Raw genomic sequence first — 7,219 nt, forward strand, 5'->3', positions numbered from 1 at the left:
CACCTGCTACATCAGCAGCAGTAAGCAAAGCTCTGACAGAAGTTTCCGATAAACCGGCGGAATTGAATCCCCACCCTTCAATATGATTCGAACGATTGGCTGCAACAGCGAATTGAGTCAACCCTCCTCCTAAAGAATGTCCCAGCACGAACAAATTCCCTTGCCCCATATGCTGAGCCACAAGAGCGACCATCCCCACAGCACAGGCATAGATCAGACTCGGACCGAAAATTTGCTCTGCATCGGTAAATACCGTCCCCAGCTGCAAAAGACGTGTTCCAGCAAAGGCAACGATAGTTCTCTCACCACACAGCCCGAACCAGCCCTGAAACCCGAAAGGCAACTTAAAAAGTCCGGTGCTCCCGTCATAAAAAAGGTCGAACTTTACAGCGGGGAATCCCAGCCTAGCAGGCGTAGCCAAGGTTTCTCCCCGCAGATGTACATCCAACCGGTCTCCATAAGCTTTATCGACATAAAGAAAATAATCGGACACCAGCTGTGGGACCGCCATGGTATTGTCCGTCCGCCAACCGGCTGTCTGAACAGCCACTTTCCCCAGACGTAAAGAATCGAAAGCCTCTGCCAGCATAGAAGGGGTGATCAGATTCATAAAATACGATCTAAGCCGGGTCTTCCAATCATAATACCCACCCAACACTTGATTTCCTGCCGTCATAAAATCGTATAAAACCCCGAATTTTCCTTCTCTGCAACATAAAAAGCCCAACGTACAAACGGCATTCCTTCCCAACTTTATTAAAAGACACAATTCAGAGAAAAGGTAATCTTGTCCATTTTCCTCTTTTGATGCAGAGGCCCACCTATCAGCAGCCTGTTGTACATGCTGAACCAACTGTTTCAAAAAGTCCGGTTTCCCGATTTCATCCCGGACAAACCGAATATCCTCTTCTATATCCCGATCCGATACATTCCCTTTACTGAGCTGGAGTAAAGTGATATCCAGTACTTTTTTCACAAATTCGAGTACTTCTTCGCTTCGCACATTCGAATCAGCCTGCTCATATTCTTCCAACTTTTTTTCCAAAAGTTCTATATCAAATTCTTGATTTTCCATGATTTAAAATTTTTAATGAATAACACTGCTGTAAGCTTACGGTACCAAAAATAACAGCTCCTGTTTTTAAATCCTCTTTCCTTTCTTAAACTGTCAATTGGAGTTTATCAACCACCCGCTTTTCTTTTTAAATAACCTAACCAACGATCTACAAACAATGACCTACCTCTTAAAAAATTATTTACTCCTCCGTTTTAATCCCGACTACTTTTGCCGGGTAAGCTTACAAAACAACAGTTTATTTTTAAATTTAAAAGCCATGTCTAGTTTAAGAAATTCCATTAAAAAAGCCGATCCGGCACCTGAAAAGAAAGAAGAAATCATGCTGAACCTGAACCTGCTTTTCGAACTGGCAACCAGCAAATGTGATCACTTCAAGACGCAGATTGCAGACAATATCCGCACAGCCGGGACTATCGAAAACCCTACCATTCCGATTACCCATATCATTGCCGACACCTCGGAAATGAGGGCCTATTGTAAAGACGATTCCACCAAAATCGTCGGAGAAGCGACTAATGCAATAAAAAGCTTCGTCACCGGAGGTAGTGAAAACGTAATCTCCGGAGTCGGAGCACTGATCGGAGCCGGTATCAATATGCTGATGGGATCGGGTGAAGGAGTACAAGCCGAACATTCGGACTACTTCATCATGGTCGATGGTCTGGCACTGGTACGTATAGATGTCAAATCCTGGATCCGCAAGGTTACTGTAGTAGGTATCACTCAAAAAATAGAATCCGTATTGGCATTTACCGCCGTTAAATCCAGTGTCGATGTAGACAAAATTTCCTTCAACACATTCATGGAAGCCTATAAATACCAACTGCAACGCGACGCAGCACACGCACTGAACGAAAACGACCTGATGAAAGAAATCAAACGCGCCAAAGAAGTATACAACCTGCTAAAAACCGATTCTGCCGAATCTACGCTGGTCTTTGACACCTTGAAATTACCGGGTCAAAATATTCACCCGGCTTTTATTCACTAAAAAAATTCCCGGTCGTTCGGGCCGGGAAATCGCTTTTTATTTCATCTTCGACTTATTTGTACATCATCTCGTAGTATTTCTGATAATCTCCACTCGTCACATTATCCAACCACTCCTGATTTTCCAAATACCATTTCACAGTCTTTTCAATACCTTCTTCAAATTGTAGCGAAGGTTCCCAGCCCAATTCATTTTTCAATTTTGTTGAATCGATAGCATAGCGCAGATCGTGCCCGGCCCGGTCTGTCACATAAGTGATCAAATGATCGGAAGCCCCTTCGGGACGCCCCAGCAAACGGTCCGTCACCTTGATCAGTACTTTGATCAGATCGATATTCTTCCATTCGTTAAAACCGCCGATATTATAGGTATCCCCGACTTTCCCTTTATGAAAAATCAAATCGATAGCCCGTGCATGATCTTCGACAAACAACCAATCCCGGACATTTTCTCCTTTTCCATACACCGGGAGCGGCTTATTATGACGAATATTATTAATAAACAAAGGAATCAATTTTTCGGGAAACTGATAAGAACCGTAGTTATTCGAACAATTCGAGATCTTTACCGGCAAACCGTAAGTATCGTGATAAGCCCGGACAAAATGATCCGACGAAGCTTTAGAAGCCGAATAAGGAGAATGCGGATCGTACTTGGTCTTTTCGGTAAACAGTTCCTTACCGGGTTGCAAAGCACCGTACACCTCGTCGGTCGAAACATGGTAAAACAACTTATCGTCAAAATGGCCCTCCCAGGCTAATTTAGCAGCCTGCAACATACTCAACGTTCCCATCACATTGGTCTGAGCGAAAGAAAACGGATCTTTGATCGAACGATCTACATGACTTTCGGCAGCCAAATGAATAACGCCATCGACCTGATACTTTTCAAAAATAGCCTGTATGGCCGGAAAATCACAAATATCGGCTTTCTCGAACACATAATTCGGTTTCTTTTCAATATCTTTCAGATTAGCCAGATTCCCGGCATAAGTCAACTTATCCAGATTTATAATCCGATACTCCGGATATTTATTTACCATCAACCGTACTAAATGTGAACCGATAAAACCGGCACCTCCGGTAATTAAAATATTTTTCATAACTTTATATTTTTTCCTTTCTCTGTTCCCCACTTATTTCCCCCATCATCCTCCTCAGCGCCTCTTGCCACTCCGGCACTTCGACTCCAAAGGTATGCTTTATTTTAGTTTTATCCAATACCGAATAAGCAGGCCGATGTGTTTTAGTCGGATATTCGGCTGTAGTCACCGGATTTACCCGGCAGTTCAAACCGCTCAGCCGTACGATTTCAACTGCGAAATCATACCACGAACAGACTCCGGCATTACTGTAATGATAAATCCCTTCATGTTCTACCCGATCATCGTTAGCCATAATTTTGACAATCGCTTTGGCCAGATCTTCTGCATAAGTAGGAGTACCGATCTGATCGCTTACCACATTGATCTCCGGCCGCTCTTCTGCCAGGCGCAAAATGGTTTTCACAAAATTATGACCGAAGGCGGAGTAAAGCCAGGCGGTACGAATAATAATATAAAAACAACCGGAACGGATGATCGCCTCTTCTCCGGCCAATTTGGTCTTACCGTACACACTGACCGGACAAGTCTTTATTTTCTCTGTATAAGGTGTCGTTGCGGTACCGTCGAATACATAATCCGTAGAGATATGAATCAGCAGACAATCTTCCTTTTGTGCCGCCTTTGCCAAATTTGCTACGGCTTGGGTATTAATTTCAGCAGCTGGCCCGGGTTCGTCTTCAGCCCGGTCTACAGCCGTATAAGCCGCACAGTTGATAATCGTATCCACTTCATGTACCTGGATAAACTTTTCGATCGCCGTATAATCGGTAATATCCAATTCGGCAACATCTGTAAAAAACACTTCATCCAAAGGGGAAAAACCGATCTTTCTCAACTCCGAACCCAATTGTCCGTTAGCCCCTGTAATCAATATATTCGCCATAAATTATAAATTAAATGTACATTTCCCAGTACCAGCGGCTACAACAGAGACTCACACCCCCGCAACCACTGAAACCTTTACAACTATTAAAAGTCCCCCAATTTCTCCATTCTCCGTTCCCCTAACCTACCCCTCAAAAACAAACGCCTCACTCAATCCCTTATGTTTTCTGTCCTTTGCCGAGAGAATCATTTCTGCTTCAGGAATTTTCCAATCGATCCCCAGCGCCGGATCATCGAACTGAATCCCACTCTCATACTGCGGAGCATAATAATTGTCACATTTATATTGAAAAACCGCCTGTGGACTCAACACAGCGAACCCATGTGCAAATCCTTTAGGAATAAAAAACTGTCGTTTATTTTCACCAGACAAGACTACGGCCACATGTTTTCCAAAAGTAGCCGAATTTTTCCGTAGATCCACGACAACATCCAGTACTTCGCCTTCCACCACACGGACTAATTTCGCTTGAGTGTAAGGAGGCAACTGGTAGTGTAAACCTCTTACCACCCCATACGACGATTTAGACTCATTATCCTGGACGAATGTAACCTCAGCCACTTGCTCATTAAATTCACGCTGGGAAAAACTCTCGAAAAAATAGCCACGCTCGTCACCGAAAACCCGGGGTTCCAGGATAACGACATCCGATATATTTGTTTTAATCACCTTCATAGCCACTATTTTAATTCTTGCTAACAGCATTTATCGAAGTAACTTCAATAAATATTGCCCATACTGATTTTTTGCCATCGGAACAGCCAAATCCCTCAATTTTCGGGCATCGATCCATCCTTTTTTATAGGCAATTTCTTCGGGACAAGCAATTTTCAAGCCCTGTCTTTTCTCGATCACTTCTACAAAGGTCGAAGCTTCGGATAAAGAATCGTGAGTACCGGTATCCAGCCACGCAAAACCTCGTCCCAACAACTGTACTTTCAATTCCTCGTCTCGCAAAAAGGTCTGATTGACGGTCGTAATTTCCAGTTCCCCTCTGGCCGAAGGTTTTATTCCGGAAGCCACCCCGACTACTTTATTCGGATAAAAATACAATCCGACTACGGCATAATTCGATTTCGGCTGCACAGGCTTTTCCTCTATACTCAATACATTTCCCTTCTCATCGAATTCCGCCACCCCATATCGTTGCGGATCATTGACGTAATAACCGAAAACCGTGGCTTTCTTCTCCTCCTCGGCATTTCTCACCGCTTCCTGCAACATATGTGAAAAGCTCTGTCCATAAAAAATATTATCTCCCAAAACCAGACAAACCGAATCACTGCCGATAAATTCGCGGCCGATAATAAAAGCCTGAGCCAACCCATCCGGACTCGGTTGTTCCGCATAAGTAAACTTCACTCCATAATCCTCTCCTTCTCCCAAAAGACGACGAAAACCGGGCAAGTCCTGAGGAGTTGAAATCACCAATATCTCTCTTATCCCGGCCAGCATCAAAACAGACAACGGATAATAAATCATGGGCTTATCATAAATGGGCAACAACTGTTTAGAAACCCCCTTGGTAATAGGATACAAACGTGTTCCGGACCCTCCGGCTAATATTATACCTTTCATGATCTCGTTTTTTATAAATAAAAACTAAAAAACCCGGAATCATCTCCGGGCGAATACCGATTCTCTGCAATCGTTTATTTCGCAGCTTTCTGAGCTAACTTTCTCTTTGCCAACCGGTCGACAATATAGAACATAACAGCGAACAGAACGATATCTCCGCCGACCAATATTTCATTTCTCCAGTCTCTTCCGATATATGCGAATGCCATAAATAACAGGTTCAAACCTAAAATAGTAAAGGTAGCTTTTTTATGCACACCGTTATATATGGTCAATAATTTATGATGCAAATGCCGTTTATCGGGCGCAAAAGGAGATTTTCCTCTCATCCAGCGGGAAGCGAACAACCGCAACGTATCTATCACCGGAATAGCCAATACGCTGAACACCACTCCGGGCGCTGCTTCTACCGCACAAATACCTTTCAGATTGATATCCGTTTCACAAAATCTAATCGCCATCACTCCAAGCAAAAATCCAACCATCAAAGCACCGGAATCCCCCATAAACATCTTGGAACGCTTTCCGAACAAATTAATCAAAAAGAAAGGGATAAGGGCAGCAGTCAACACCCCGCACATCAAAGCATACTCGATATGTCCACAATAATAAAACCAAATACCGAAAAAAATACAATCGATCATGGCCATTCCCGAACACAAACCATCGATTCCATCGATCAGATTGATCGCATTGATTAATCCGACCAAACCCACAAAAGTCAATGGAATACCCACCCACGGGCTGATCTCGTAGAAGCTGAGAAAACCATGCAGATTAGTCAGATAAAACCCTCCTCCCACAATCAGTACCAAAACCCCCAACATCTCTCCTTTAACTTTTTTACGAGGAGATATCTCCAGCAAATCGTCATAAATACCCACCAGAAAAATTAAAATAGCCCCCAATAAAACATACTGAAATTCCGGCCGGCTATCGAATCTGACAAACAGTAAAAATGAACACAAAAAAGCTAAAAAAACAACAATTCCCCCAATATTCGGAACACACCCGGTATGTGAAGAACGTTTATTCGGTTTATCCACAAAATTCTTCAGTATGGCCATCTTGAACACCGGCACACGAATATTCCAGCCGATCAACAAAGCCAATACCATCGATAGCACCAATCTCCAATTATCTGACAATAAACTTAGCATCTCTCTATTTTACAACTAATATACAATATCCAATCAATCTTTGCAAAAATACATACTTTTATAAAACTACCGCGTTTTTATTCTTTAAAAAAGTCATAAATCTGCCCCTCACCCAACAACTCACTGAATAGCAATATAAAATGCAAATGTTAATTTTCACAAATTCTATATTTATGTATGATTTGATTTAAAAATCCAGCAAATAATCTATAAAAAAAATGGAGTTTCATCCCAAGTCATGAAACTCCACTCAATTTAGCTCTTAAATAAATGTTACATCTTCTGATCCAGGTTTTTCCCTTTCTCCATATGTTCAAAATTTGGGATAAATGCTTTCATCGTTCCGACAATATCTTCTTTTTCTGTTTTCTGGTCGTTCAATACCGCCTGCAATCTTTCCAGAAAAGTATCCAGTTCTTCC

The 7,219-nt window shown here is 42.5% G+C and carries 7 protein-coding genes; 1 reads left to right on the forward strand and 6 read right to left on the reverse strand.

Annotated features, from left to right (window positions below; genetic code table 11):
* Positions 1-1,075: Tle-like phospholipase domain-containing protein (locus tag WS34_RS13660; protein ID WP_046405482.1), on the reverse strand; the 1,075-nt coding region annotated here is incomplete at its 3' end.
* A gap of 259 nt (positions 1,076-1,334) precedes the next feature.
* On the opposite strand from WS34_RS13660, the gene WS34_RS13665 reads away from it, so the two are divergent.
* A complete protein-coding gene (locus tag WS34_RS13665) occupies positions 1,335-2,069 on the forward strand; it encodes a hypothetical protein (protein ID WP_013611227.1) in 735 nt (244 codons plus the stop codon).
* Positions 2,070-2,121: 52 nt separating this feature from the next.
* Here the strand turns inward: WS34_RS13665 and rfbB are convergent, their stop codons facing one another.
* From rfbB to WS34_RS13690, 5 genes are all read right to left on the reverse strand, one after another.
* Positions 2,122-3,171, reverse strand: coding sequence for a dTDP-glucose 4,6-dehydratase (gene rfbB, locus WS34_RS13670; protein WP_013611228.1), 1,050 nt, complete (start codon positions 3,169-3,171; stop codon positions 2,122-2,124).
* A 4-nt stretch (positions 3,172-3,175) separates the two neighbouring features.
* Entirely contained in the window at positions 3,176-4,057 is an 882-nt protein-coding gene (rfbD, locus tag WS34_RS13675) for a dTDP-4-dehydrorhamnose reductase (protein WP_046405483.1), read from the reverse strand.
* A 126-nt stretch (positions 4,058-4,183) separates the two neighbouring features.
* A complete protein-coding gene (gene rfbC / locus WS34_RS13680) occupies positions 4,184-4,735 on the reverse strand; it encodes a dTDP-4-dehydrorhamnose 3,5-epimerase (protein ID WP_046405485.1) in 552 nt (183 codons plus the stop codon).
* Positions 4,736-4,765: 30 nt separating this feature from the next.
* On the reverse strand, positions 4,766-5,638 hold the full coding sequence (gene rfbA, locus WS34_RS13685) for a glucose-1-phosphate thymidylyltransferase RfbA (protein WP_013611231.1): 873 nt from the start codon (positions 5,636-5,638) through the stop codon (positions 4,766-4,768).
* 74 nt (positions 5,639-5,712) lie between these two features.
* Positions 5,713-6,798 (reverse strand): MraY family glycosyltransferase, encoded by a 1,086-nt coding sequence (locus WS34_RS13690; RefSeq protein ID WP_046405486.1) that lies wholly within the window; start codon positions 6,796-6,798, stop codon positions 5,713-5,715.
* Positions 6,799-7,219: the final 421 nt, after the last annotated feature.

This window comes from Odoribacter sp. N15.MGS-14, from assembly GCF_000980245.1.
GTDB lineage: Bacteria > Bacteroidota > Bacteroidia > Bacteroidales > Marinifilaceae > Odoribacter > Odoribacter splanchnicus.

Bases quoted from the DNA above. Each gene is read 5' to 3' on its own strand.
- WS34_RS13665 (WP_013611227.1), top strand. From the start codon at position 1,335: ATGTCTAGTTTAAGAAATTCCATTAAAAAAGCCGATCCGGCACCTGAA.
- rfbB (WP_013611228.1), bottom strand. From the start codon at position 3,171: ATGAAAAATATTTTAATTACCGGAGGTGCCGGTTTTATCGGTTCACAT.
- rfbD (WP_046405483.1), bottom strand. From the start codon at position 4,057: ATGGCGAATATATTGATTACAGGGGCTAACGGACAATTGGGTTCGGAG.
- rfbC (WP_046405485.1), bottom strand. From the start codon at position 4,735: ATGAAGGTGATTAAAACAAATATATCGGATGTCGTTATCCTGGAACCC.
- rfbA (WP_013611231.1), bottom strand. From the start codon at position 5,638: ATGAAAGGTATAATATTAGCCGGAGGGTCCGGAACACGTTTGTATCCT.
- WS34_RS13690 (WP_046405486.1), bottom strand. From the start codon at position 6,798: ATGCTAAGTTTATTGTCAGATAATTGGAGATTGGTGCTATCGATGGTA.